General features: G+C 34.1%; 33 protein-coding genes. 14 read left to right on the forward strand and 19 right to left on the reverse strand.

From position 1 onward, the window contains the following. Positions 1-239 precede the first annotated feature (239 nt). Entirely contained in the window at positions 240-644 is a 405-nt protein-coding gene (locus tag DZB84_RS20535; protein ID WP_116354180.1) for a hypothetical protein, read from the forward strand. A gap of 617 nt (positions 645-1,261) precedes the next feature. Here the strand turns inward: DZB84_RS20535 and DZB84_RS20540 are convergent. After that, complete coding sequence (locus tag DZB84_RS20540; protein WP_142759854.1) at positions 1,262-1,585, reverse strand: hypothetical protein; 324 nt, start codon at positions 1,583-1,585, stop codon at positions 1,262-1,264. Positions 1,586-1,811: 226 nt separating this feature from the next. Here DZB84_RS20540 and DZB84_RS20545 point away from each other — a divergent pair, with 226 nt between their 5' ends. Both DZB84_RS20545 and DZB84_RS20550 read left to right on the forward strand, forming a co-directional pair. Next, entirely contained in the window at positions 1,812-2,399 is a 588-nt protein-coding gene (locus DZB84_RS20545; RefSeq protein ID WP_189655321.1) for an RNA polymerase sigma factor, read from the forward strand. Positions 2,400-2,472: 73 nt separating this feature from the next. Further along, positions 2,473-3,054 carry a helix-turn-helix domain-containing protein gene (locus DZB84_RS20550; protein WP_116354183.1) on the forward strand — a complete coding sequence of 194 codons (582 nt, stop codon included), beginning with the start codon at positions 2,473-2,475 and terminating at the stop codon, positions 3,052-3,054. On the opposite strand, the gene DZB84_RS20555 is transcribed toward DZB84_RS20550, so the two are convergent. After that, the gene (locus DZB84_RS20555; protein WP_116354184.1) at positions 3,024-3,497 is read right to left on the reverse strand and encodes an ImmA/IrrE family metallo-endopeptidase; all 474 of its coding nucleotides are present in this window, start codon (positions 3,495-3,497) and stop codon (positions 3,024-3,026) included. The genes DZB84_RS20550 and DZB84_RS20555 overlap by 31 nt on opposite strands. A gap of 264 nt (positions 3,498-3,761) precedes the next feature. Between DZB84_RS20555 and DZB84_RS20560 the strand changes: the two genes are divergently transcribed. From DZB84_RS20560 to DZB84_RS25030, 3 genes are all read left to right on the forward strand, one after another. Beyond that, a complete protein-coding gene (locus DZB84_RS20560) occupies positions 3,762-4,433 on the forward strand; it encodes a hypothetical protein (protein WP_116354185.1) in 672 nt (223 codons plus the stop codon). Positions 4,434-4,511: 78 nt separating this feature from the next. After that, entirely contained in the window at positions 4,512-5,294 is a 783-nt protein-coding gene (locus DZB84_RS20565) for a hypothetical protein (RefSeq protein ID WP_116354186.1), read from the forward strand. Positions 5,295-5,809: 515 nt separating this feature from the next. After that, positions 5,810-5,953 (forward strand): hypothetical protein, encoded by a 144-nt coding sequence (locus DZB84_RS25030; protein ID WP_189655322.1) that lies wholly within the window; start codon positions 5,810-5,812, stop codon positions 5,951-5,953. A 190-nt stretch (positions 5,954-6,143) separates the two neighbouring features. Here the strand turns inward: DZB84_RS25030 and DZB84_RS20570 are convergent, their stop codons facing one another. Both DZB84_RS20570 and DZB84_RS20575 read right to left on the reverse strand, forming a co-directional pair. Continuing rightward, positions 6,144-7,181, reverse strand: a complete 1,038-nt coding sequence (locus tag DZB84_RS20570) for a serine hydrolase domain-containing protein (protein ID WP_116354187.1) — start codon at positions 7,179-7,181, stop codon at positions 6,144-6,146. A 123-nt stretch (positions 7,182-7,304) separates the two neighbouring features. Beyond that, on the reverse strand, positions 7,305-8,348 hold the full coding sequence (locus tag DZB84_RS20575) for an IS1595 family transposase (RefSeq protein WP_116354188.1): 1,044 nt from the start codon (positions 8,346-8,348) through the stop codon (positions 7,305-7,307). Positions 8,349-8,497: 149 nt separating this feature from the next. Between DZB84_RS20575 and DZB84_RS25035 the strand changes: the two genes are divergently transcribed. Together DZB84_RS25035 and DZB84_RS20580 are read left to right on the forward strand one after the other, a co-directional pair. Next, positions 8,498-8,635, forward strand: a complete 138-nt coding sequence (locus DZB84_RS25035) for a hypothetical protein (RefSeq protein ID WP_189655323.1) — start codon at positions 8,498-8,500, stop codon at positions 8,633-8,635. Positions 8,636-8,647: 12 nt separating this feature from the next. Next, positions 8,648-8,974 carry a hypothetical protein gene (locus DZB84_RS20580; protein ID WP_116354189.1) on the forward strand — a complete coding sequence of 109 codons (327 nt, stop codon included), beginning with the start codon at positions 8,648-8,650 and terminating at the stop codon, positions 8,972-8,974. A 43-nt stretch (positions 8,975-9,017) separates the two neighbouring features. Here the strand turns inward: DZB84_RS20580 and DZB84_RS20585 are convergent, their stop codons facing one another. From DZB84_RS20585 to DZB84_RS25475, 3 genes are all read right to left on the reverse strand, one after another. Continuing rightward, positions 9,018-9,512 (reverse strand): type III toxin-antitoxin system ToxN/AbiQ family toxin, encoded by a 495-nt coding sequence (locus DZB84_RS20585; RefSeq protein WP_116354190.1) that lies wholly within the window; start codon positions 9,510-9,512, stop codon positions 9,018-9,020. 492 nt (positions 9,513-10,004) lie between these two features. Further along, positions 10,005-10,973, reverse strand: coding sequence for a tyrosine-type recombinase/integrase (locus tag DZB84_RS20590; RefSeq protein WP_223254518.1), 969 nt, complete (start codon positions 10,971-10,973; stop codon positions 10,005-10,007). Between the two features lie 275 nt (positions 10,974-11,248). Further along, positions 11,249-11,380 carry a hypothetical protein gene (locus DZB84_RS25475; RefSeq protein WP_262983985.1) on the reverse strand — a complete coding sequence of 44 codons (132 nt, stop codon included), beginning with the start codon at positions 11,378-11,380 and terminating at the stop codon, positions 11,249-11,251. Between the two features lie 124 nt (positions 11,381-11,504). Here DZB84_RS25475 and DZB84_RS20595 point away from each other — a divergent pair, with 124 nt between their 5' ends. Next, positions 11,505-12,230: a hypothetical protein gene (locus DZB84_RS20595; RefSeq protein WP_116354191.1), complete on the forward strand. Its 726-nt coding sequence runs from the start codon at positions 11,505-11,507 to the stop codon at positions 12,228-12,230. Between the two features lie 127 nt (positions 12,231-12,357). On the opposite strand, the gene DZB84_RS20600 is transcribed toward DZB84_RS20595, so the two are convergent. After that, the gene (locus DZB84_RS20600; RefSeq protein ID WP_116354192.1) at positions 12,358-12,546 is read right to left on the reverse strand and encodes a hypothetical protein; all 189 of its coding nucleotides are present in this window, start codon (positions 12,544-12,546) and stop codon (positions 12,358-12,360) included. Between the two features lie 573 nt (positions 12,547-13,119). Here DZB84_RS20600 and DZB84_RS20605 point away from each other — a divergent pair. Together DZB84_RS20605 and DZB84_RS20610 are read left to right on the forward strand one after the other, a co-directional pair. Then, positions 13,120-14,061 carry a hypothetical protein gene (locus DZB84_RS20605; RefSeq protein WP_116354193.1) on the forward strand — a complete coding sequence of 314 codons (942 nt, stop codon included), beginning with the start codon at positions 13,120-13,122 and terminating at the stop codon, positions 14,059-14,061. 31 nt (positions 14,062-14,092) lie between these two features. Then, positions 14,093-14,482, forward strand: coding sequence for a PBECR3 domain-containing polyvalent protein (locus DZB84_RS20610; protein WP_116354194.1), 390 nt, complete (start codon positions 14,093-14,095; stop codon positions 14,480-14,482). A gap of 195 nt (positions 14,483-14,677) precedes the next feature. On the opposite strand, the gene DZB84_RS20615 is transcribed toward DZB84_RS20610, so the two are convergent. Beyond that, positions 14,678-14,929, reverse strand: a complete 252-nt coding sequence (locus DZB84_RS20615) for a helix-turn-helix domain-containing protein (RefSeq protein ID WP_317616472.1) — start codon at positions 14,927-14,929, stop codon at positions 14,678-14,680. Between the two features lie 499 nt (positions 14,930-15,428). On the opposite strand from DZB84_RS20615, the gene DZB84_RS25480 reads away from it, so the two are divergent. Next, the gene (locus DZB84_RS25480; RefSeq protein WP_262983986.1) at positions 15,429-15,557 is read left to right on the forward strand and encodes a hypothetical protein; all 129 of its coding nucleotides are present in this window, start codon (positions 15,429-15,431) and stop codon (positions 15,555-15,557) included. Positions 15,558-15,686: 129 nt separating this feature from the next. On the opposite strand, the gene DZB84_RS20620 is transcribed toward DZB84_RS25480, so the two are convergent. The 9 genes from DZB84_RS20620 to DZB84_RS25050 all read right to left on the reverse strand — a co-directional run bounded on the left by DZB84_RS20620 (position 15,687) and on the right by DZB84_RS25050 (position 19,829). Then, positions 15,687-15,962 (reverse strand): hypothetical protein, encoded by a 276-nt coding sequence (locus tag DZB84_RS20620; protein WP_116354195.1) that lies wholly within the window; start codon positions 15,960-15,962, stop codon positions 15,687-15,689. Further along, a complete protein-coding gene (locus tag DZB84_RS20625; RefSeq protein ID WP_116354196.1) occupies positions 15,946-16,743 on the reverse strand; it encodes a ParA family protein in 798 nt (265 codons plus the stop codon). Before DZB84_RS20625 ends, DZB84_RS20620 begins: the two co-directional genes overlap by 17 nt. Before the next feature lie 165 nt (positions 16,744-16,908). Further along, entirely contained in the window at positions 16,909-17,058 is a 150-nt protein-coding gene (sda, locus tag DZB84_RS20630; protein WP_116354197.1) for a sporulation histidine kinase inhibitor Sda, read from the reverse strand. Positions 17,059-17,156: 98 nt separating this feature from the next. After that, positions 17,157-17,297 carry a hypothetical protein gene (locus DZB84_RS25040; protein ID WP_189655324.1) on the reverse strand — a complete coding sequence of 47 codons (141 nt, stop codon included), beginning with the start codon at positions 17,295-17,297 and terminating at the stop codon, positions 17,157-17,159. Next, the gene (locus DZB84_RS25045) at positions 17,278-17,418 is read right to left on the reverse strand and encodes a hypothetical protein (protein WP_189655325.1); all 141 of its coding nucleotides are present in this window, start codon (positions 17,416-17,418) and stop codon (positions 17,278-17,280) included. Before DZB84_RS25045 ends, DZB84_RS25040 begins: the two co-directional genes overlap by 20 nt. 52 nt (positions 17,419-17,470) lie before the next feature. Continuing rightward, complete coding sequence (locus DZB84_RS20635) at positions 17,471-18,154, reverse strand: hypothetical protein (protein WP_116354198.1); 684 nt, start codon at positions 18,152-18,154, stop codon at positions 17,471-17,473. Next, on the reverse strand, positions 18,135-19,340 hold the full coding sequence (locus DZB84_RS20640) for an FtsK/SpoIIIE domain-containing protein (RefSeq protein ID WP_223254519.1): 1,206 nt from the start codon (positions 19,338-19,340) through the stop codon (positions 18,135-18,137). Before DZB84_RS20640 ends, DZB84_RS20635 begins: the two co-directional genes overlap by 20 nt. Further along, entirely contained in the window at positions 19,341-19,676 is a 336-nt protein-coding gene (locus DZB84_RS20645; protein WP_116354199.1) for a hypothetical protein, read from the reverse strand. It abuts the gene before it with no gap. Continuing rightward, positions 19,677-19,829, reverse strand: a complete 153-nt coding sequence (locus DZB84_RS25050; RefSeq protein WP_189655326.1) for a hypothetical protein — start codon at positions 19,827-19,829, stop codon at positions 19,677-19,679. A 468-nt stretch (positions 19,830-20,297) separates the two neighbouring features. On the opposite strand from DZB84_RS25050, the gene DZB84_RS20650 reads away from it, so the two are divergent. Further along, positions 20,298-20,522: a helix-turn-helix domain-containing protein gene (locus tag DZB84_RS20650; protein ID WP_223254520.1), complete on the forward strand. Its 225-nt coding sequence runs from the start codon at positions 20,298-20,300 to the stop codon at positions 20,520-20,522. 119 nt (positions 20,523-20,641) lie between these two features. Here the strand turns inward: DZB84_RS20650 and DZB84_RS20655 are convergent, their stop codons facing one another. Further along, positions 20,642-21,106, reverse strand: coding sequence for a hypothetical protein (locus tag DZB84_RS20655; protein ID WP_116354200.1), 465 nt, complete (start codon positions 21,104-21,106; stop codon positions 20,642-20,644). A gap of 271 nt (positions 21,107-21,377) precedes the next feature. Between DZB84_RS20655 and DZB84_RS20660 the strand changes: the two genes are divergently transcribed. Continuing rightward, the gene (locus DZB84_RS20660; protein ID WP_223254521.1) at positions 21,378-21,797 is read left to right on the forward strand and encodes an endonuclease domain-containing protein; all 420 of its coding nucleotides are present in this window, start codon (positions 21,378-21,380) and stop codon (positions 21,795-21,797) included. Positions 21,798-21,914 lie beyond the last annotated feature (117 nt).

Here is a 21,914-nt window from a genome sequence, read left to right on the forward strand (position 1 = left end):
CAACTTAATTTCCGTTTGTCAATTTTTTCCAATTGATATATAATAGTTTTATATTAACATTCGCTATATTTTAGACATTATTATCTAACCCAAAAATGTTTAATAAAATGAGGGGGGATCAGGTATTTTATCAAGATGATTGAATGAAATTTTGAAGAACGTATATAAAATAAAGTCTTATTGATAGAAAGAATAAACAGTGGATAATACCGTTATAATTTTGGAAAGGGATGAAAGAGATGGATTTGGTTAACAAACTACATATAGTAGAGTTAAAACAAAAAATATTAAATATGGTTATCTCAATTCAAAGTGAGGATAATAATAGATATGGAAAGAAGCAGATTCTTAAAGATTTAAGTTATCTTATACAAGAACTTGATAACCTTGAAAAAGAACAGGGAACCCGACCTGTTTATAAAGAAGAGTTAGATAGAACCTTAACACATTCTGGACTTAAGGATGCAAAAGATGAAGAAATGCTTATACTACATAATTTTACGGAAGTGGAGAGAGAGGAATTTAATGATCTGAAAAAAGCCCTGACGGAGGCCTTAACAGAACAAGAGGTTAAATTCTATGAGAATAAAATTCATATTTTCTTAGATGAAGTAGAGAATCGCCAAAAAAGAGTACGACCCTGAATTATTCAAAGGTTGGATTTACCTTACAAGAAAAGAAAGCAGAAAACATAAATTAAAAGAGAAAAAGGGAATTCTAAGTGGATACCCTTTTTAATTGGAGAAGCCCATAGTAGGTTTACTAATAAAAAAACATGCAGAGTGATAGACCTCTGTATTAACATTAACGTTAATATTAACAAAATTATTAACATTAATGAAAATCTATATCTGTTAATGTGAAATTGTATCAATAGTAGACGTATATCCACCATCAAAAGTAAAACCAGCAACTCAAGAGCATCAGAATAACGTAGTAACATTTACACCTATTACCGAATTAGTTAAAGAGGGAGGAGGAATCGTACAAACTCTTGAAGTAGACAATATTATAAAAACAGGAGATACTGTTCATATAAATCAAGAAACCAATAATATTGAGGCAACTAAAATTTTTACGCCTTAGTCTTACTTGGGATAAAAAGTATAAAATTGATTGAAGATATTATTTATTTAATTATAGAAGTACAGTAAAAAGGGCCTATAGGTATACCAAACAATCCATCCTTTTTCTTTAACATTAATAACAAACATTATTCCGGTGGCTCCTGTACTAGGTAGTAACTTAGGGAATTGTAATTTTACAATCCATGAATAATCAGCGATTTCTTTACCGATAAATTTTTAGCCATTTTATAATATGCCTCATCATAATCTACTCCAATCAACGAAGGTAAGGTGGATATTTGTATATAATTCCACGTGTTATATAAATCATCAGGGTAAGCAATTGGTATTAATTCATTAAGTCTTTCTAAGAATTGCTCTTTACTGTTTAATGATGTTTTTACTATCATTTCAGTTTCAGGGCATTTTGGTTTTAAATAAGGTAACTCGGTTCTAGCTCTAACATCTAACGGTATTAAAGATAATAGAATAACTATTAAGAGTAATCTTTTCTTCAACATAAACACCTCTTATTATCCCTATGTTGTGACTTCTTGTTTATTTTTAGCAAAAAATCAGTTTTATAATATTTGAAAATGACTTTTTTCGTTTAAAGGAACCTTTTATTGAAATTTTTTTATAGTTACCGTAAAGATTTACTATGATTAAAAACATATATATCATAAGGAGACATTATTGTCTTGATCACTACCTGGGTCATGTTAGGTGAAAGGAATGTTACTAATGGATTTTGTTACCTTACATCAATGTTTTAGGGAAGAATCGGTTGATGACCCTATCCTAATAGAGTTCTTGCACAACTGGTTACCTAAAAAAGTAAAGTATTTAGCAAATGAAGTTGCTGTAGAAATGAATTCAAAGCTTAGAAACGATGATTTTGAAGAAATAACAGGAAAACTGGTTTTAGTAGTCATCGAAAAGATACAACTAATAGAACCAGGAATTCCTTTTCGGTCGTGGATTTGCCAAGCGGTAAAGTTGTTAACAAGGAATTTTATACGTAAAAAGAAAGCAATTTTAGTTGATACTTTAGATAATAATAATCAAATTTCTCTTCAATTAGAAAAGGTTAGAAGAGATTCTTCTTTATCGGAAACTCAATTAGAAAAATTATATGCTGCTGTTCAAGGATTACCGAGGAATCAATATCAAGCATTTGTTTTAAAGTATATTGAAGGATACAGTTCTAAAGAAGTGGCTGAAAAGCTTGGCTGCACAGTTAGTCAAGTGGACCAACGAAATTATAAAGCAAGACAAAAATTACAAACCTTACTTAGTAAATACTTTCCTGAATACAGAGAAATCAAATAGGATAAACCATAAAATTAAATAGCTCCTATCAAAGTTACTTTGATAGGAGCAAAATATAAATGGAGTGTCTATAATGAAAAATTCTAAAATGAATTTTGATGAAATACTAAATTCTAAAAACTTTATTAAAAAACCTCAATTATTTACAATAGATAATTTAAAAGATTATATAAATATGACGTCCCAAGAAAGAAAAGAGATTGTATCGTCTTTTTGTTCTGAAGAAGAAATAAATGAACTAATGAATAAGGACTATAATCTAGATAGTACGATGTTAATTCAATTTGCGTTAGAAGATTTTAATATGACTATTGATCAACTTAGTGACAAAACCAGGGTTAAAAAAGAAACTTTAAAGGAAATTGTTACAGGAAAACTACTTCCCTGGAAACTAAAAGTAGAAGAGATTTTACAAATTATCCATACATTAAATATTTCAATTGATGAATTCGTTAAAGGATTAAAAAATAAGACAATTATTGTTGATCCTAAGGACATAAATATATCTGGAATTCAATTGCCTAGAGCAAAAAATATGACTAAAAGAGAACAAAAAAGAGCAATGATTGATATGGAAAAACAAATTATTATTCAAGATGAAGAGAGGGAAAGAGAGAAGTTTATTCAGACTCTTAACAGTTTTGTTAATCGATAAATTTCTAATCTTACCCATAATGCTTGTTTGCTGACTTGAAACATTTTCTGAATATCGTTTAGAGGTACTCCCTTTTTGACTTGCTCAGTTAATAAATGTTGGGGGAGGAGAAGTGAACCTGCAAATTCATCAGCTTCCGGTTCAATAAATGGCTTGCCAGTCTCCGGATCTTCAAACTCCCAAGGTTTAATGTGATGTTTTAATACAAAGTGACCTAATTCATGAGCGATAGAAAAACGGCGTCTAAAAGGATTCTTTTGTAGGTTATTTACTGTGATTCTATAGTTGTTTGCATCAAGTTTAGCGTCAATATCAAGCTCGGTTGAAATTTCTCTAATTTCAAGACCAAGTTTATTTACCAAATCCTCAACGGGAATGGGTGGTTGGTAATTGTATTTTTGAATAAGTTCCTGTGTTACACGTTGAATATATTTTGTACGCATACTATTCACTCCTTCAATTAAATATTATCACATTATTTCAGCTACCTCGTTTTAGGTGGCTGAAATTTTTTTATAAAAAGAAAAGATATCACTACTGATAACACATATAAGAGATAGAAATACCTGTAACCCTAGATGACCGAGGGTTTTATTAAAGTCTTAGAAAGGAAGAGGTGGATTATGTTGCTCTATTCAGGCTTTCCTTAAGTAATGTACAAGATTTTTTATTTAAAATACTAAAAAAACACATAAGGAGCGATTTAAATGCCAAATATTAAACTGCAGGATGTCATGATTTTTGTGAATGGTACTTCTCGTTATAACAATAATGCCTTTGATACTGTGTTAGTTAAAACGCTTTTATATTCGGACGAGCCTATTCAAGAGGAATACTATGTACCGAGTGGTGTCACAGCAAACCCTGAGATTTTTAAAATACTAGATTTACAAGGATTAGAAATTACTCCATTCAAAGCAAGTACCCTTCTTGAAGGCACAGAGGATATACGAGAACAAGCATTAAATGGAAACCCAGCTGAAACCTTAAGTGATGCAGCGAAATTACTTTTGCTTTCGTTAATGAAAAAATCACAATTAGTTCCTGTGGCAGGTTCTAAAAACACGTACGAATTAACTTATGAATATAAGATTTTCCCGCAACAGTCAGATCCAAATAGTTATGAATTTGAAATTCGGGTTCCGTTTGATGGATTAGGAATTCATCCACAAGGGGGAAGGATAGAAGTAACTGCTGTTTTACCACGGATGGCCGAATTGGATGGTAATGCAACGAAGGGTGTAGATGAACAAGGAGTCGAGGTAAATGAAATTCCTTATCCAACTCCTAATGTGAATCGTAAAATTGTTACTTTTGCTTATCAAAAAGATCCTTTGTTTACTATCCGATATATTCATAAACAGGGCCTGCAAAATTAAGAAAAGAATCAATGGAAGAATCCCTTGGGTAATCACCATTGGGGATTTTTCCTTATTTTAAGGAGTTGAGCTTAACTAGTGGTTAATGCTTTAGTAGATTTAGTATTAAAAATACAACAAGACCCTGTTGAGGTTTTAACGTATTTATTCTTGGCAGGGCTATTCTTGTGGCTTTTTAAGGAATTCAAAAAAGTAATTGAGAATGAAATAAATGAAAAGAAACAGACAAATCAGAGGGAAATAGAAGCCTATGGGCGTTTAGAAAGTTATTTAATTCTATATCTTACTAACCCCAGTCAGGAGGTTTTTGAAAAGATAACTGAAAACATTGCACAAGCTTATCCTTATATGGATTCAATTGGGCATGAAAAATTACTTTCTGTTATTCAACAGGCTTCAGAAGAAAATATTAAGGATGTTCTGAAGTGGATAAATAGTAAAACAAAACGTCTAGTTAAACAAAACAACCGTGTAAAGGAAATTAGAATATCTGATCGAATTGAAACCTTAGGAACTATGATCTTTGTACCGCTGACATATTCGTTCTTTACAGGGCTTTTGATTGTATTCTTGGTAATTATCGCTCTTGCAGGAGAAGGAAATATTGAAATATATTTTGATGGAACACAATTTTTATTGTTATTTTTTCTTTGGTTATTACTTTTAGAGGATTTCATTACTCGAAATTTCAAATTTGAATGGAAGAAAATTATTGTGACAGCTGCATTTTCTATAATATTACTTTGGTTAGTTTTGAAAAACGGTTGGATTTATGTTGTCTTGTCTATCTTATTCATAATAATTTCTCTTTACGCTCTACTGAAGCAAAGAAATAAAGCGAAAAGCAAAACTGATTTGTAACCCTCTTCTTAACCAAGGTTTTACGTGTTTTAAATAAGAAAGTCCACTCTCTCATTGAATGAGAGTAGATCTTCAAACATTTGAATAAGTGACTTGTCCGAATATGCTTGCCGAAGGTCTATTTAGAGCGCTATCCAAGAGATTTGTAATCGTTTTACTCCAACCATTTCGAAAGGAGGTTTTGCCCTTTGATCGGTAAACCATTTTATAAGATATTCCTACTAAAATTCAAGTGCCCCTCGCTTGAAGTACTTATTTGGAAAGCAACATTAAAACCAATTCAAATATTAATGTTTTCTTAAGTTACCTTTTAGTTACTTATTTTTTCTCTTGGAATCAGCCTTTATTGATGTTGACAAAATAATTTTTTTGTTACATTAAATACTACATGTAGTATTATTATGTAATGTAAATAACTATATATTGATTAAGTGTTTAATAGATTGTATAATCAAAGTAGAGAAAAGGGGGGGATATTTTACCAGTAAAAATGTCATAGAAAGGTGGTGCCCATTGTGCCTAGAGGATTTAGTAAAGCAAGATTAAATAGTCAAATACGTATGGCTGAAAACAAAATAAAACGTGAATTAAAAAAAGCCGAACAAGACCTTAATAGAGAACTTTCAAAGATAGAAAGGCAAATAAAAAAGAGTTTCTAATGTGATTGCAGCACATAGAAACCCTAAACAAAAATATTTAATGACTATATAGTAACGTTTTTAATAAATAGGCTCTGTTAAGGTTTAATGTTGATAATAATTATAAAAAGGAACTTCCACAAATTGGGGAGTTCCATTTTAATAAGACATTTAATGGCTTAACACGGTCTTTTTTAAAAACTAACGTTTTTTAAGATAGAAGAGATTTATATATCTCTCCAATAATCCCTTCCAATTGATGAACGCCTAATTCTGCATTCGTCATAATAACGGCACCTTTTTCCAAGTGTGGATGTGCCACCATCATACATTGAAAACCTACTCCCCAACCGAGTGATGTTATTTCTAGTTCTTTTTCGGAGCCTTTAAGAAACACACCTAATCCAGTCCAGCTTTTACCTCTTTGCGGGGTTATCATTTCTTTTGCTAATCTTTCCGAAATACCCAGCTTACTTTCTCCTTTTACTGCATTCATTAACTCAAGAACTAATTCAGCTAAATCCAAGGAAGTTGTCCATAGTCCAGAAGCTGCTGGATAAGGATATATAGGATGTTTTCCATCTACTAATTCCCCGTTTTTGTTATGACCGCAAGAAAAGTTATCTCTATCCACTTCCGACATTGTTGTATTTAATTGGCTATTTTTCATTCCTAGTGGTTCAAATATGAACTCATTTACCACTTGATAAAACTGCTTTTTCATTACATCTTCTATTAGTTGCTGAATAATACAATAGCCTGCATCTGAATAATGGAATTCACTCTCTGGCACGAATTGAACCCCAATAGGAACCTTACAATAATGGGATTTTCCCTCTAACAATTCAACCATCGAAGGAAAACCTATATCTGGCTTTAGTTCTAAAAAACTACCTTCAGGATCCTTGATTCCAGATTGATGACTAAGCAAGTTTCTTAAAGTAACTTTTTTATTTTTTGTATATTCATTTTCAGGCACTTTCCAAGTAACAAGTCTTTCATTTACATTTTCATCTAAATCAAGATGCCCTTCTTCTAGTAACTTTATTGCTATTATTCCAGTTAAGAATTTACTAATGGAACACACACTAAAAATAGAATCATCATTTACCTTTCTATCACCATTAACTTCAAGGAAACCATAGTTTGCTGTTCCGCTGATTTGACCATCTTCGAACAATGCAATACTTAAACCGTTTACATTATAATGTTCCATTCGTTCTTCAATTTTGATATTTTTTAATTTCATTATTCTCCTCCTAGATAACTTTATAATGAAATTATAACACGAATGTACGTTCTGATGTATTTATTTGGAAACAAGAATTCTTATTCAAAAAAACTGCACCGTTAGTTGAACAAGAAATAATGTTTATATCGTGAATCTAGATAACCTTAGTGTATCATTTGTTTCCATATTTTGTATTAAATTCCCTTTAATCATCAGGTCATTTATAGTAACAGTATTTCTTTGATGTTGAATGGATTCTAACACTTGAAACCAAGCTAGGTAATTGTTCAGATATTTAGTTGCAACTCCATTAAAACGTTGTATCCATCCTTTAAGCCTACGGTGATAATTGTTAACATTCTGGATATGATATAGCCCCTTTGTACGAACCTTACCATCAGACTTGAATTGATAAATATTCATCCCTTTTTCAGCAGCATACGTTTTAAAGGCACGCCAAGAATCGGTACACAAAACATTTTCATTTGAAAGTTTGTGTCCGATAGCTTTGTCTAACTGCTCTTTTGTTAATCGACCCATTCCCAATGTCTGCGAAAAAGTCATCTTTTCACGGTCTCTCGCGACTAAAACACATACTTGTTCGTTGCTTATGCCCCGTTTCTTAGCGGAACCACCACGTTTGCGGGGTTTTCTGTCTCTAATCTTTCTTTGTCCTTTTTCAGAGTATAGGAAATAGGTCTCGTCCATTTCGACGATACCTTCAAAATTAGATATTTCCGTTTGCTTTAATGATGATAAGAGTTTGTGCCTCCAGTAGAACAATGTAACGTGAGTAACATTACCAAGTAATTCAGCAGATTTACGAAGAGAATATCCTTCTATCATACATTCAATGAATTTAATCCATTGATTTAGATGGCGTGTTCGATATAGAGCTGTATTTGTTAGGTCAGTAAATGTCTTTTTACACGCTTTACAGCGATAACGTTGCTTTTCAACTTCATCTCCATCAACACTCGTTGAATAGGTGCCATACCGAACTATGTGCTCTGATTCGCAATCAGGGCAATGATAACCACTCTTGTTTTTCCGTTCAGATATTTCTTGCAGTACAGTTCCTGTCGAGGAAGATGCAGTAAGAGCATCAATTAAATACTCTCGTAGTCGGTGTTTTTCTGCCGGATTTAGTTTTTGAATGGCTTTAATAATATCAGTTGCTTTCACGGTGATCACCACTTTTATATAGTTAAATCCATTATAGAACGTAGGTTCCTGTAAATCAAATATCAACAACAGCCTTTAACATAGCCAATAAATAAAGAAAAGAGGACTCATGTTCTCTTTTCCTAAAAAATATGAAAAGGGGTTATCGTATGGCAAAATCTAGCTCTCGAAAAACATCAAGTTCTAAACTTGCGACAAAAGCTTCAAAAGTGCTACAAAGCAAAAATTCAAGTAAGACAGCGAAAAGTCTTGCTGGCTCAGTATTAGCTCAGGCAAAAGCTAAATAAGGAGAGTAAATTATGATAAAGGTAGATTTTTCAGGATTTGAAGAACTCGAGCGCGAATTGAAAAAGATTGAGCAAAATCTTAAAAACATAGAAGGGGAAAATTCTATTCCGTTTACAGAGCTATTCCCATTTGAATTTATGAAAAAACACACTCAATTTTCTTCAATAGAAGATATGTTTAATGAATCACCATTTACAATAAATTCAGAAGAAGATTTTGCTGCTATAGATGAAGATGAATTGGACAACTTTATAAATAAGGCTACTGATTTTGACTCTTGGGGGAAAATGCAGGAAACAGCTGCAATTAATTGGGCTCAAAAGCAATTAGGTTTTTAATATAAGCATTGGGATAAGCTAAGGGTATGCTCCGCACCTTAGCTTATTTTCCGTACTTTACATATTCTTGCTCTAATAAAGCGAAATTACAACAAAGTCTCGAGAAAAAACTATGACCGTTTGCTACATCGTTATATAGTGACCGGGCTTTATTTTGTATATCATTTTGATGTTTGATGATATAACTGTATTCCTTGATTAATAACCTTTTGTAGTCATAATCTTCTTGGTTAAAATCGATTCGTGTAATTACTGTTGGTAGTATTGGAAACATATTATTTAATTTTAAAACAGCTAATTTTTCACTTTGATCTTTTCCATAAATTTTAACCAAAGATTTATTACGTACAGAATCGTGTGTTTCCGGTTTGTAGGAAGACAGTGGAGCAAAATAATTATGAATGCCTCCCATAGTAAGTACAATTCCTACATACGCTCGATCCCTGTTTTCATATCTATTGTGTTGAACTTTTGGTTCAACATTTCTTAAGAAATTAATGTAGTCATCACTTACCCTGTAAAATTGAAGCTTGTCCATCTGTAATATTTTCCCCTTTCCCCTACAAAAAAAGGATAGTGAAAATCACTACCCTTTTTGTTCATCATAAGGCAGATGAAACGCCAATTTATCGGTCACGCTTAATGGCGGTGAAACGCCAATTTTATCGGTCACGCTTAATGGCGGTGAAACGCCAACCGTGGGTAATTTCTTACCCCACATCTATATTCTTATTATATTCAACATTTTTTATTACGTCAACAGCACTTAAAACTTTGTTAATTATTGTTAACAAAAAAATTGCTTTTTTCCCTTATATTTTAGTCAGTTTAACAAACAATATACCTAATGAATATTATATTTATAATTTTGGTGCCTAGTTTTTCATTATAATACGACGTTCTGGATTCCTTTTAACGCATTGGGTGGTAATAAAATCAGCTTTTTGTTCAGAACAAAATTCATGGGTCTCTTACAATAATAATTTTTTTATAATGAGGCAACTTCTGTTTGAACTCATAGGTGGTTTCACTACAAACCAATTCCACTAGCTGCATTATCATCAAACAAGTTCGCCTTCTTAATATATCGCTGCAACGAATCGGACCGTTTATGCCTAGTCTGCTTCATAATCTGATGCTCAGCCTTTCCAGCCTTCGCAGCTGTACTACAAAATCCACTTCTTAAGCTATGAGCCCCATATCGATCTGGATCCAGTCCTACCTTTTCACAGCAACCTTTCACAATCAATCTCACTGATTGTGGAGTCAACCTTCCGAGGATATTGCTATGCCGATCCATTCGACGAAAAACCGGTCCTTCCGAAATGCCAGATGCAGCCAACCAATCTTCTAAACTACGAACGGGACATGTTAGTGGATTGCTTCCGTAAGGAAGCGCAACATCCTGTCCTTCTCCTTTTTGGTCCGTTTTACTTCTATTTAAGTGAAGAATCAATCCGTCGCGAGTGATTGAGATATTTTCGATGTCTAACTGGACTAATTCACTTCTTCGTAAAGCTCCGGCCCAACCTATCACTAACAAGGCGCGATTCCGTACACCGATTATTTTATTCTGAGGAATGGCCTGGACGACTTGCCGAAGATCCTCAAGCCAAAGCGCATCTTTTCCTTCTTCTTTGATCCCAATCTTTCGCTGAATCCCATCCCATACCCCTTTCACAAGAGCTGTTTTGGTAGGACTTGGATAACCTGCTGTTTTATGGCGCTGCGAGATGGCGGTCATTTTCCGTTTAATGGAGGAAGCTTTCAATGTTTTTCCTAAAAACGTGATGTAGTAGACGAGCGTTTCCGGGTTCGCTGGTAGCTCCTGTAATCCGTTTTTTTCACACCACTCGGAAAATTGAGTCCAATCGTTTCGATAGGCTCGTTTCGTATTTTCAGCTTTCGAGTTGGCCAAGTGATTTTTTGCTTCTTTCTGAAGCTCCAACATTTCAGTGGAAAGGGATGTTTCTTCCTGGACTTTCAATTCCAAACTCATGGATTTTTCTTCCTTTCTATGTATTGATAACGTGGTTTATGAATAGTTAGTATGATAGTTACATTGTACCTATTAAATGAAAACGCCGGTAGTCTCTTTTGAGAAATTTTCTTTTATATCCAATAAATAGTTTTGATTTGTTGATGAAACGACAGAAATCTATTTTATGCAAAAGGATAGGGAAATTTATTTTGAGGCTCTCGTTTATTGTGTAAAAATAAATATGAAGAACAAGAAAAAGACTTGGTCAGATAAAACCAAGCCTTTTTTCACGTTTATTCCTTATTTTCATCGTCCTGTTGATTTGAATTTGATGCAAGTTCTAGGATTAGACCTCCTAAAGCCAATACAGCAGGAGCCAATACAATTTGAAGTGTTTTTCCCCAAAAACGTGGATCTTTTAACATTTTCTAAATCCCCCTCTTGAGTTATAATAAAATTACAACTCGTTTTAATAATTATATAATAACATATTGTTATAAAAAAACAACAACAAGTTTTAATTTTTTTAAAACAAAAAGGAGAAGTGAAATGAATAATCCATATTCTTTGTTGCTAAAGGAGTATATTTCTCAATCTGGATTGAGTTTAACCGAAATAGAATATGAAATGAGGAAAAGAGGGTTAAGCAAGAATAAAGCATATTTAAGTAGCCTTCAAAATGGGAAAATGCCACCACCACCTTTAAATGTAACCCATGCTTTATGCGATATTACAGGTGGAGATCCTTTACGGTTATCCCTGACAGGGGTTCTAATGGAAATTTCTGAACAGGATTTCTTTTTAATAAATAAAGATAAGAATAAAGTTTCTAGTGCAGATGCGATTAAAGAAATTATTGTAACAACAATTGCGACATTAATGGATATTAACAAATATAAATTAAGTCGCCTATTTAGTGATTCATTTATTAAGAATGGTATAGAGTTAACTGAAGAAGACGCGTTAGAAGCGTTAACATATAATGATGCAAAAGAGGTCCTATACCAGATTATGGAGGGTATTTCTCTTAGTAAGATAATAAAAGAAGGTACAAAGTCATTGGAGGAGGAAGCAGAGGAAATAGTACAACACACAGCCAGGAACATAGAAATTAAATTTGAGGAAAAAGGTCAAACGGTATCTGGAATTTTAAAAGAAAAAACAACCATACTAGATGCAATTTATTTAGAAGATGAAGTAAGTGATGAGGAATTTGATTATATGTTACATTGTCTAGTGGTTTATCGTAAGCTTAACTTAAAACCCATTAAATAGTTAATAGGAGAGCAGCCTCTTAATAGCCTGCTCTCCTATTATATTGTTAAGAAATTAAAACTCACCTACGGAGCATTTGAATAAATAGAGAATGAGTTTTTGGATTAGCTTATTTTAGCTATTCCAATCAAACATGCATCCTGTACAAATGTCGTTTGCTACCACCCCACCCCATAACTGAACGATACGTCTGACCGTAGGATAGATTTACTGCAAATCCAATCCCAGAATCTCTAACCTCAAATTCAAATTCATTTTCAGAGATTGGTTTCTCCCATTCAACAAGTAATTCTCTTAAGTTGCCTTGCGGGTTCATATCAACCGCAAAAACCTAATAACTGTTTAGAATTAGTAAATGCATAAGAATCCCAGTTGTAGTTAATTTACAACGTCCAGCTTTGTTTATACCCATCGTGCTTGTTATTGCATAGTCCCGACTTCATTCTTCCAACGTTGTTTTCTTCTTTTCTTCCAAAGTTTTTGTTTACTTAATACTATTTTTTCGAAAACTGACTAGCACAATCCTATGACTTCATTGTAATAGGATTTTAGGAATTCATAATTCAACATAATTTATCTTATGTTGAATTTCCTATTGCGTTTTTTTCAATCCAATCCCCTGGTATATATGGAGAAAAAAAGAATGCAAAAAAAATTAAAAAATGTTGCGAACACGAAAAAAAATTCGTTATTGCTTTTCGTCTTACTCGTCTATGTTATCCGTATAATTTTAGTATGGTATTCGTATAGTTTGTACGAATGCTAGAGCAAGTACAACACGAATGTCATTTCATGACAATGCACAAATAGACGAATGCTAACGCATTTGATATTGCATTATTATTCGTGTACATTTGTATTAATTATAAAACGAGAAGGGGCATTCATTATGGCGCACAGATTCAGGCTAACTTCCTTATTATCCGACTCAGATAGAAATGACCAAGCATTGAAAGGCTACTATAAGAGTTGGAAAGAACTTAATCAAAAATCCAAGTCTTCTTTTACTGCAATAGATAATACATTTTTTACAAATAAGATTCTGCGGGATTTAGAACCAGGCCCGTTAAAGCTATATTTATTCTTCTCTCATGTTGCTAGTAACGATTATGGTCACAGTTGGCACAGCATTCAATCTATTGCCGATTACTTTGGTGCACAAACAAGAACTATTGATAATTGGATAAAGGGGTTAATTGATAAGGATTTGATCTATAGAGCTCCGAAAGGGAGTAAGTCACACCACACTTATCTCATCCCTTTCAGCGATACATTAATCACTCATCCATCTCCGAAGAACCGAGATGAAGATAGTCCAGAGTTACTTGAGGATCTCATTTCAAAGATAAGAGATCTTGAATTTTTATATGGTGAAATCATTGGAGTGTATCATTTGTTTCAATGGACAAGCCAAAAAGGAAAACAGGTGAGTCGAGATGCCAGTACGCAAATGTTACTTATTATCACCAAACGGAAAAATGATGTTTTGATTGGTCACATTCATACGCTTAGAAAATCAAATCATCTTAGTGTAAGTGAGTTAGATATTGAGGAGCAGAGTATTTTTACTAGTCCATTTCTATTTAACGGACAGAATGTCATGGGTATTGCATTAACTCCTTTTCCATCATTAAAAACCAGAGCATCTATAAAGGATACAATTAATTTAGTTAAAGAGTTATCTACTATCGAAGAATGGGTGCTACAAGACCGTCAGCATCTCAATTATGGAATTAAGGATGAAATCCTCCCAGTTATCGATGAAGAAAACGACGAAAATGTTGATGATGAAGAAAAAGAAAATGTTGAAGATGTAGATGAAGATGAATAAAATCAAGAGATAACCAAGGGGGATTTTTATTATGAGTAAAAAACCAAGAAAAATAGGTGTATTAGATGAAGTAGTTGTTACAGTATTAAATTTATCACTTGAACCCAATACCCCTATCTATATTTCAGATACCAATATCGAACATATGAAGGATGAGCACCCTGAAGACTTTGAAAAATATGGAGACAAAATAAGTGACATTCTGTCAGAACCTGATTATATTGCTGAACATCCTAATAACGGATCGATTCAATATATAAAGGTATTCATTGACGAAGAAACTCAAGAACGGGTATTAGTTGCTGTTCGTTCGAGTAAGAGAGGTATCTTGTTCGCCCGCTCTTTATTTGTTATGTCCGATGCCAAAATCAAAAGCTATGAAAAAAGAGGAGCCTTCAAAGAATATAAAAAAGAGGAATAAAAAAGACCATAACACGAATGCTATGGTCTCTTCAGTAAGAATTTAGGTGGGGTGACACTCCCACATCTCCATCGAGGGCGACGGCTGCCTGTTCCGTCCTCAGAAATTCTTACATGGTTTATATTATGTTTTCTATAATGTAAGTATACAGAAAAACTTGTCCGGATTCAAGTGCCAAAAAAATAGGGCCGAGTTCTAATAGCTTTTTGGTTGGTTAAGCCACTTGAAAAACTCGTCTCTATTTACTCTTTTTAACCTTCCAATCCTAATCAATGGAAAATCCTTCCTCTCCATTAACTCATACGCAACTCGTGTTGACACACCAACAATTTCAGCAACATGATCAGCTGTCAAAACAAATGGATATTTTTCATTATCCAGGTTTGAATTCATTCTATTCATTGATTCTTCGTTTGGCACTGCGACTTGAACCGAATAAAACATCATCACCCCTTCACCTATAAGTTTTGTCTTCTCCTTGCAATTAGGACAATATATGTTAACCAATTCCCTATCTACGCCAAACATTACAGTACATCTAGGACATTTATAAGCCTTTATTCCATCAAATTTTTCTTATGTTGTTGGTTTGCTTTTTTCTTTCGGTTAGCAAGAGAAAAATGGTTGATATTATATCACAAACAAATTTAATTTCAAATAGACAACTGATTATACAAAAAAAATTTAGTTGCTATTTGCTATTAGAAATTTATAATGTACAATCTCTCATAAAGTTGAATTTATTTAACTTAATAGCATGTCCCAATGGATAATTTTTATACATGAAGGAAATACTAAAAATATAATTGTTCGAATTATAATCATTAAATTTGAACGTTTAATTTTTTCGTATTTTGTTTAGTATATGGACATCGGAAGGAGTGATACGCATGTAAAAAAAAGTCAAGGTAAAGTAATTAAACTAAATACGGGGAGGGACACTTCAATGGAGAGTAGTATCGGAGTCTTATTCGTTGGGATTTTGACAGGATTAATTGCAAACTACATTTGGAGCAAGTTACAGACAAAAAGAAAAAAGAGAATGATTAAAATAAATATAACCATCCTCTTCTAGAAAAAGAAAAATATATTGTTGAAGTCCTTGTATGCCAGTACAGGGGCTTCCCTTATCCACTATTATAGATTAAAACAACCAAAATTATAAATGAAAAAAGATTAAGTTATAGAAGTACGACCTGTCATATTACTTTTTTAATTCTTCGAGATACTGTTCTAGTGCTTCTTCAATCAATATATATATATTTCTCTCTTGTAATAATGACTGCATCTTTAATTCTTTATGTAAATCTGTACGCAAATCAAACGAAACACGCTTTCTTTCAATCTTCTTTTCTTCCTTTCTTGGAACGTTTATTTCTTCTTTGTTTTCTTCATTCCCAACTTCTTCATTTAATGCCATTGTTGGGCTAATTTGTTTTTGACTTCTCATTTTATTTTTAATGTCATTCACCTTTGACACGGCTCAACAACTCCTTATAAAAATCCTCGTATTGTTCTAATGCTTGTCTTATTTCAGCATTCTGATTAAATCCATACAATGCTAAACGTCCGGTAGGAGCTCTCCTTGTAATAATCGTATTAAATACTTCTTCCGGATAATCTTCTGCAATTAATTCATTAAATGCTTTCGCATCACTTCTACGTACATCGTTCATTGTTCTTAAGATACCTAAAACTTCTACATCTTTTTCTCCAAACTCACGAGCTCCTTCTACTGTATCCATGAAATTAGGCACTGCAGAATAACACCAATTTGAACACTCAAACATCACTACTACGTAATCGCTGGAGCATAATGCATTAGTCGTTTGTTCGCTTAATGAAGGTGGTGTATCTATTACAATGAAATCATAGTCGTCACTGACTTGTTCAAGAGTTTCGTCCAATATTAAACTTGGACTTCCTTTAAAGGGAATGTTTTCTCCTTGATACGTCTTACCTGTATAGATCCATCTTTGGAATGTAGCAAGAAAGTTATTCGCCGCGAGCAAGTCTAACTTTTCATTTATCGGATATATGTATTCTCTTACGTTGTTATGTTGCATTGCTTCTAATACAGATTTGCCTAGAAAGTCGTTAGAAGGTTTTTCAGCCAGCAATTCAGTTAAGTTACCTTGTGAGTCCATATCAACCGCTAGCACCTTATAACCGTCTCTGCTTAGTAAATGCGCAAGAATTCCAGTTGTAGTTGATTTACCGCAACCACCTTTTTGAATTCCCATTGTAATAGTAATTGCCATATCTATGCCTCCAATCTTCCAACGTTGTTTTCTTCGTATCTTCTTATGTTTCTTGCTTCGGATATCACTAACACCATTTTAACTGTTTTCGATATAGTTGAAAACCACCACCACGACAAATTTTTAAAACCTCGATAATGGTTACAAATAAAAAAAGAGACTATTTTAATTAATAGTCTCAAATAACGTAGCTTCAATATTTCTTTGTTTTATTTCATCCAATAGTAATTCTAAGAAGGAGTTTTCTAGTTGTTTTCGGGTAGCCAGCAAATACACTCCAATTAATTCTTCATTAGACAATGTATTGAATCCCATTCCAATCTCCCCTATATTTAGTAATCCGAAATACCTTAACTAAAGTAGCAAAATACGGAGATGTTTTCAACTGCTTTACAAAGAATTAACGAAATAAACTAGTTTGTTTCTTCTAACTGTGTTTCCCACCCCTCATTCTTCTTCCTTTCCTCGAGTATTTTCTTTTCAATTCTCGGTAATGCAGTTTGTTCAAAAAACTTAATCATTTGCTTCATTAGTTCATCTGTTGGTTGATTCATTCTTTTTCCCCTTTTGTCCCTTGATCGCATGACGAATAAATATTTTTCTAAGTAAAACATACGCTTCTTTTTCTAACTCACCAGATAACCACCTTGGCCCCGGTACTATTTTTACATTCATCTTTTTACCTCTTCTCATTATCTATTAAAGAAAGGGATACGATTTCCGTACCCTAATTCACTGTTATTTTAATAGTTCCGTTGTTTGTTGTCGCCTTGATTGGTTCGGGTACTCGTTCCCCTTTTGGCTTTAACGTATGAAGGAAATGGGTAAAGGATTGCGCCTGCAGCACATTAAACGGGTATTGTCCATCCACTGCATAACGTTGTTCGGAGATTATTAACACATGAGGGAATATATTCTTCCCAGATGGTGTTACCCAACTATCATCACGAATGTTACTTGTATATAGATTCAAGTATCGGTTTAATTTCTCTGACATTTGCTTTTCGCTGTATATTGTCTTTTGTACTTCAATAAAGAAAGGTGCCTTTCGGTAAATGGCGAATATATCTGGTTCAACTGTTCCCTTTTCACCGTATTTAGGTTCAACCAGGAAAGTATCAACTGCACCTTGCTTTATCATTTCCTTATACACGTTAAGGATTGCTAAGAAATGGCCTATTTTCGCGCTATTCTTTTTCATGTTCACATCGGGGCCAAAGTATACATAAGGCACGAACGCGGTAGAACGCTGTATATGTCCATCCCTCAACAACCTTAACAGCACGTTATTAGCTGCATACGAGGGATTCTTTAACCCTTGAAAGTGTAGTTCTGCAATCGAATCACGATCCATGCAACGAAATTTATTCAAGTCCTCGATAATGGCCTTGTCACGCTTCGTCAATCGCATCAAAGAACACATCCTTTTCAGTAAGTTCTGTGGTGTCGTTTAAACCGACATCATCTTTTGTTTCTTTCTCATTCTCGTTTATTTCGGTTTCTACGCTGTTTTCTTGTTTCTTTGACTTATACCCCTCTAAAAGCTTTTTCGCTTTGTTTTCGTCTAAATACGGGGCTTGAATCTCGGTTAATGTGTCCCGCTTCAATAGGAATCTACCCGGAGTATCTTTACTTATCTTGTCGCTACCTGGCGTACCGATAATCTTTGCGTTCGATAGGTCGGTAGTGCGAAACCCCATTCGAACGGTTAATAACGAACGTACTTTTGTGTCCAGTATGTCATGGGAAGGCCTTTGCAAAGAAAGAATGTTGTAAATGCCAAGCGCCCTCCCTAATGAATCGATTTGTACTAGCATCTTTTTAATGTCCTTGTTATCCATTACCATTACAATTTCATCAATAGCAAGAACGATATAAGGAACGCGCTTGTTTTTCGGCAGATCGTCAACGTGCATTACTCCCGCTTTATTTAACAGCTTGCTGCGCTTTACCATTTCCGTATAAACCTTACCTAACATCCTCTCTAATTCCTCAGGGAAAACAGATACTTCCTTTACGTGATCTACTCCCCTAAACAAATGAAACTCACTCATTTTCAGGTCGCCTAGATACAAATGTAGTTCCTGTGGGCTTTTAGTTTGAATTAACGTACAAAGGATGGACCGTAGCTGCGTAGACTTCCCGCTTCCCGGTTCTCCTGAAATCAATGCGTTTGGTTCGGTCTTTGCGTCATATGCAACCCATTCCCCGTTTAGATTCATTCCACAAATGATAGGTACTTTCATATCCTTGATACTTTCCTTGATATCCTCATACGAGTAAGTTAGTTCTTTCTTCATGCGAGTTTTATAGATAATGAGTACAAACTTCTTGTTTTCCCCTTCTATCTTGAAATGATTTCCGAAATGTTGGCTTAACACGTACTCTTTTTTCTTCAATTCCTTTGGATCCATCCCATTCAATAACGTGAATGTATACTCAATTGTCTTTTCCTTAAAGATAACAGCGTGAACCTTTGGGTATGCCTTTAATTCCCTGTCGTTTCCCTTCTTGTAAGTTTTATATAATCCCATGTTTGAGAACACGTTTAATAACTCACTCTTTGCCCTCTGCTTGTCGATAAACTCCTTTAGCACCTATAACCCTCCCATCAATTTATAAAACACATAGAGGATAAAACTGTATGTTCCAACAGGGAGTGCAATCTTTGTAAAGCTTTCGATTACATACGCTATATTTTCAAGTCCAACTTTAGCGAAATTGACTTCTAACACATGTGAAAGCATACCTATTGCACCTACACCGATGACAAGGGCATAAGCCCCTGCCACCTCTGGAGACATATTAAAGAATCCTTCTATCGACATACCAGGAACCAAACTGTATAAAATAGGAGTATGAGACATTCTCTTTTCGCTGTGTCCGGCCAAGAACTCACGGAAGGGAATTGTCTCTATTTTTCGTTTGAACACTTACCGCACCCCCAATACTTCCCGCTGCTTAACTTCATCTTGAATCAAGTCAGCTAATTCCTTGTTATCCGTATACCAAGCAAAAGCAAGTAGCATCCACAATTGTTCACGAGGCGTTTTAGTTATTTTCCTTTTAACTAAAATTTTTTTCATTATTTTTTCCTCCTCGATGTATAAAACGTTTTGTCTTTGGGAATACTAATAAGTTACACATCTGATAAAATACGTTGGTTGACCCCCTCCCTTCCTCTCCTTCTCTTCCCCCCGCGCCCCCCTTCACTACCTCTCCAACCCTCCCAACTTCTTAACAGGATTTCGTTTTGTTGGTTCTACTGGATTATTACTTGTATAAGTCCACTTATCTTACTGAATAGGTAGTGTGTAGAAATAGAAAACGAAACTAGTAAAAATCATGATAAACTTCATACGTTTTCGGACGAAGCTAGAATTTATAATGAATCCTACTGTTTTGTTTTCGTGCTATAAGCCTATGCTGCACTGGTTGTCCATGTTTCACCAAAAAATAAAAAAGTTTTTTCACATATTGGGGAAAGTTTCGTTTAAATAATAGATTCCCTGTCCATACTGGAACTAAGATAACTAGATCAGGGAGTGTTAAAAGTGTTTGGATTCGGTAAAAAACGAAGTAAATTCGGAAAGTGGTTAGATAGACAGCGCATGACGCAAGAAGAATTAAGGGAAGCTGCAAAGATTGGGAGAAATACCGCAAGTAGAGTTTGTAGTGACCCGGAATATACGCCAAGTGCATCAACTATTAAAAAGCTAATGAAGGTTGTTAGACGGGTAGATCCTAATGCTAAAGTGGATGATTTTTTCGATATGTAAATAAAAAAGCCTCCTTCCCGCGGCGAAAGGTGGCTTCTATGCATTCCTCGTTTTCATTATAAGTACAAAATAAACCGTTTACAGTGAAGTTTGTCACATTTTCGCAAGTAATAGCATTTTTACCCTAATGTCCCTTTATACATCTGGTAAATAGTATTCGCAAATCCCATAAGAGTTTGCATTGTGTTAAAATCCTCAATTCCCGCATTGACTTTATTCATAATCTGCCTATATTTACTTTCGGCAGCCTCTAAATTAGGTGAAGTGCTAATCGCGAGAATTTCTTTTAATAAATCTAACACTTCATCTTGTTGATCTTTAAGATTCATAAGTAGAGACACAACGTTATCTAAGCCTTTTGTGTTTGCTTCAATGTTTTTTAATGTCCGCAAAACATCCTGCTCATAAGCTTCTTTTTTATCTCTCTTTATCCTTTCAGCTTCATATAATTGATGAATCGTTTCGTTCATCTGACCTAATGCAGCTGTATTAATCATAGGGGTGGTATCAAATTTTATTTCCGGAATTTTTATGTCAGACCATTGTTTCCCTACTAATTGTTTCTTCAAATCATCCATTTTCATTGACACCACTCCTATTATCGATACTTATTAACGAAAACAGCTGCAGCAATCACCACTATCGGCATTAGACCGAAAAATGAGAATGTAGCATCTAGAATTCCAGAAACAGAAAGCGCCATGTACAAACCTCCATTTTTTTGTAAGTTATACGATAACTATACTAAATAAGTTTCATAGAATCGATACGAAATACTACATTTTGTATGGAGTAGACTACGTATTTATGAATAGCCTTTGATTTGTCAAAGATACAAGTTAGAGGTGATTTTTTATGGAATTATGGGGATTAATGCTATTTGTTTTAATTTTCGTTCTTATCCTGCTTTACTACCTGGTAGACCACTTAAGAAACCCTGTATTTGCTACTGTTCCACCTATAGATAATCAACGTGCAAAATGTGAAAGCCCTATTGAAGTAAGATTATACGGGGCATTAACGGCAATGGGTTATTACGTAGAGACTCAAGTACCATGTGGTAGGTATCGGATTGATATTACATTGCCCCAATATAAATTAGCGATTGAATGTGACGGGAAAGCTAATCACTCAACGCCTGCACAAAAAGCGCATGATCGTAGAAAGAACGATCATTTACGTAAGAACGGCTGGAAGGTACTTCGGTTTAGTGGTCGGCAAATATACCGAAACATGCCAACTGTCATTAAAAGAATCGAAAAAGCCATTTCATAACGCGAGACTTTAAAAGGAATGTCCGAATTGGATGTTCCCTTTTTATATCTTCTAAGAAGAAAAATTCTGATACTCGTTGTGGTTCAAGTACACAATATTCCCAAGGTTCAAAGGATA

This window comes from Bacillus sp. HNG (genome assembly GCF_003400205.1).
Taxonomy (GTDB): Bacteria; Bacillota; Bacilli; order Bacillales; family Bacillaceae_L; genus Ferdinandcohnia.

What these genes read in the sequence shown, in the direction of transcription:
- DZB84_RS20570 (WP_116354187.1), bottom strand. Translation starts at nt 7,181, where the DNA reads ATGAAATTAAAAAATATCAAAATTGAAGAACGAATGGAACATTATAAT.
- DZB84_RS20535 (WP_116354180.1), top strand. Translation starts at nt 240, where the DNA reads ATGGATTTGGTTAACAAACTACATATAGTAGAGTTAAAACAAAAAATA.
- DZB84_RS20550 (WP_116354183.1), top strand. Translation starts at nt 2,473, where the DNA reads ATGAAAAATTCTAAAATGAATTTTGATGAAATACTAAATTCTAAAAAC.
- DZB84_RS20580 (WP_116354189.1), top strand. Translation starts at nt 8,648, where the DNA reads ATGATAAAGGTAGATTTTTCAGGATTTGAAGAACTCGAGCGCGAATTG.
- DZB84_RS20585 (WP_116354190.1), bottom strand. Translation starts at nt 9,512, where the DNA reads ATGGACAAGCTTCAATTTTACAGGGTAAGTGATGACTACATTAATTTC.
- DZB84_RS25475 (WP_262983985.1), bottom strand. Translation starts at nt 11,380, where the DNA reads ATGTTAAAAGATCCACGTTTTTGGGGAAAAACACTTCAAATTGTATTG.
- DZB84_RS20610 (WP_116354194.1), top strand. Translation starts at nt 14,093, where the DNA reads ATGAGTAAAAAACCAAGAAAAATAGGTGTATTAGATGAAGTAGTTGTT.
- sda (WP_116354197.1), bottom strand. Translation starts at nt 17,058, where the DNA reads ATGGGATTCAATACATTGTCTAATGAAGAATTAATTGGAGTGTATTTG.
- DZB84_RS20595 (WP_116354191.1), top strand. Translation starts at nt 11,505, where the DNA reads ATGAATAATCCATATTCTTTGTTGCTAAAGGAGTATATTTCTCAATCT.
- DZB84_RS20560 (WP_116354185.1), top strand. Translation starts at nt 3,762, where the DNA reads ATGCCAAATATTAAACTGCAGGATGTCATGATTTTTGTGAATGGTACT.
- DZB84_RS20625 (WP_116354196.1), bottom strand. Translation starts at nt 16,743, where the DNA reads ATGGCAATTACTATTACAATGGGAATTCAAAAAGGTGGTTGCGGTAAA.
- DZB84_RS25045 (WP_189655325.1), bottom strand. Translation starts at nt 17,418, where the DNA reads ATGAATGTAAAAATAGTACCGGGGCCAAGGTGGTTATCTGGTGAGTTA.
- DZB84_RS25050 (WP_189655326.1), bottom strand. Translation starts at nt 19,829, where the DNA reads ATGAAAAAAATTTTAGTTAAAAGGAAAATAACTAAAACGCCTCGTGAA.
- DZB84_RS20605 (WP_116354193.1), top strand. Translation starts at nt 13,120, where the DNA reads ATGGCGCACAGATTCAGGCTAACTTCCTTATTATCCGACTCAGATAGA.
- DZB84_RS25480 (WP_262983986.1), top strand. Translation starts at nt 15,429, where the DNA reads ATGGAGAGTAGTATCGGAGTCTTATTCGTTGGGATTTTGACAGGATTA.
- DZB84_RS20600 (WP_116354192.1), bottom strand. Translation starts at nt 12,546, where the DNA reads ATGAACCCGCAAGGCAACTTAAGAGAATTACTTGTTGAATGGGAGAAA.
- DZB84_RS20555 (WP_116354184.1), bottom strand. Translation starts at nt 3,497, where the DNA reads ATGCGTACAAAATATATTCAACGTGTAACACAGGAACTTATTCAAAAA.
- DZB84_RS20590 (WP_223254518.1), bottom strand. Translation starts at nt 10,973, where the DNA reads ATGAGTTTGGAATTGAAAGTCCAGGAAGAAACATCCCTTTCCACTGAA.
- DZB84_RS20615 (WP_317616472.1), bottom strand. Translation starts at nt 14,929, where the DNA reads ATGATGTTTTATTCGGTTCAAGTCGCAGTGCCAAACGAAGAATCAATG.
- DZB84_RS20545 (WP_189655321.1), top strand. Translation starts at nt 1,812, where the DNA reads ATGGATTTTGTTACCTTACATCAATGTTTTAGGGAAGAATCGGTTGAT.
- DZB84_RS20635 (WP_116354198.1), bottom strand. Translation starts at nt 18,154, where the DNA reads ATGCGATTGACGAAGCGTGACAAGGCCATTATCGAGGACTTGAATAAA.
- DZB84_RS20655 (WP_116354200.1), bottom strand. Translation starts at nt 21,106, where the DNA reads ATGAAAATGGATGATTTGAAGAAACAATTAGTAGGGAAACAATGGTCT.
- DZB84_RS20660 (WP_223254521.1), top strand. Translation starts at nt 21,378, where the DNA reads ATGGAATTATGGGGATTAATGCTATTTGTTTTAATTTTCGTTCTTATC.
- DZB84_RS25035 (WP_189655323.1), top strand. Translation starts at nt 8,498, where the DNA reads ATGGCAAAATCTAGCTCTCGAAAAACATCAAGTTCTAAACTTGCGACA.
- DZB84_RS25040 (WP_189655324.1), bottom strand. Translation starts at nt 17,297, where the DNA reads ATGAATCAACCAACAGATGAACTAATGAAGCAAATGATTAAGTTTTTT.